This window comes from Paranoxybacillus vitaminiphilus (genome assembly GCF_003259935.1).
Lineage (GTDB): Bacteria > Bacillota > Bacilli > Bacillales > Anoxybacillaceae > Paranoxybacillus > Paranoxybacillus vitaminiphilus.
On record NZ_QLMH01000052.1, the window covers coordinates 1 to 1,311 of the forward strand.

At 45.1% G+C, this 1,311-nt stretch carries 3 protein-coding genes; all 3 read right to left on the reverse strand.

The window, feature by feature from the left end; genetic code table 11:
• On the reverse strand, positions 1–453 hold a 453-nt coding region (locus tag B0I26_RS18015; RefSeq protein WP_146612831.1), incomplete at its 3' end, for a cupin domain-containing protein.
• A 16-nt stretch (positions 454–469) separates the two neighbouring features.
• Positions 470–967, reverse strand: coding sequence for a DinB family protein (locus tag B0I26_RS18020; protein WP_111646700.1), 498 nt, complete (start codon positions 965–967; stop codon positions 470–472).
• Positions 967–1,311 (reverse strand): fumarylacetoacetate hydrolase family protein (locus B0I26_RS18025; RefSeq protein WP_146612832.1); only part of this gene is annotated, 345 nt, incomplete at its 5' end. The genes B0I26_RS18025 and B0I26_RS18020, both read right to left, overlap by 1 nt.

Here is a 1,311-nt window from a genome sequence, read left to right on the forward strand (position 1 = left end):
CCCTCCCGGAGTGATTAAGAAATCGCCCTCTTCCATAAACAACCGTTCTCCCTGCACAATCGAGTAAGCTCCTTTTCCACTCGTAATAAAGCGCATCGCATTTTGCGTATGGCGGTGTGAAGGAGCTGTTTCTCCTGGCAAAATTAACTGCACCGCCGCATATAACGTGTTCGTCGTCGAAGCCCATCCCCAAGGCTGGCGATGTTTTAACCCCGGATTTTGTAAATAAATCGCCCGTCGTTCTCCTCCCCGCTCAGGAGTGAAAATTTTTGTGGCTTCCAATAATAGTTTTTCAATCATTTTTCCTTTCCATAAATAGGGGATCGCATCCGGTGTCGGCTCCTTATGCATCAAATCCGGAATCGCTTCCCATAACGGCCCTAAATGATACTTCTCAATCTCCTTCGTAAACTCTTTCACTTCTTTGCTTTGGAAAAACGAATTGGCTTCCATATCTTTCGCTCCTCCTTCATGCCCCTTGTTGTGATTCATATTTTTTCAAGTTTCTTTCGATCTGTTTATTGTGGTTTGCTAAATGTTCTGTGATAAAATGTTCGACTAAAAAAGTCATCGGTTTTACCCCGAATTTTGGATTACGGTGCGGCGCTTCTAACGCTAAATCCGCGTCACTTAACGAAACAAATTGTTCATTGGCAAACTGTCTTGCTTGTTCGATTCCTTTAATGACATCGGAAACAGCGCGTTGATCCGCTTTACGAACAGCTGCTAATCTCGCTTCATCTTGCAGTCCCCTTCCCCATTCGGTTCCGCCTGCGCGAATGACACGGACGAGCTCTCTTGTCCAGTAACCAATGACTTCTTCCACATGACAAAGTATCTCCATAATAGACCATTCCTCGGCAGATGGTTTCCAGCGAATCACTTCTTCTGACAATGTTTTTGCTTTCTGAATAATTTCATCAATCGATTGGTTCATTTCTTCTTGATACTGTTGAATTTTTGACATTACCGTCCCACCTCCGCGGCGTTCGATACTGCTTTAATACGATTTTCAAGAACCCCTATCTTCTCTACTTCAATCCGCACGACATCGCCATCCTGTAAAAATACTTGTGGCTCCCGGGCTACTCCGACTCCCCCCGGCGTGCCTGTGCATACGACATCTCCCGGTTCAAGTGTCATAATGCCGGAAAGAAACTCGACTAAGTAATGAACGTTAAACACAAGATTTTTTGTATTCGAGCGTTGTCTTTCTTCCCCATTCACCGTTAATACGATTTCTAATTCGTGCGGATTCGGAATTTCATCTTTCGTCACCAGCCACGGTCCCATCGGTGCACTGCCATCGAG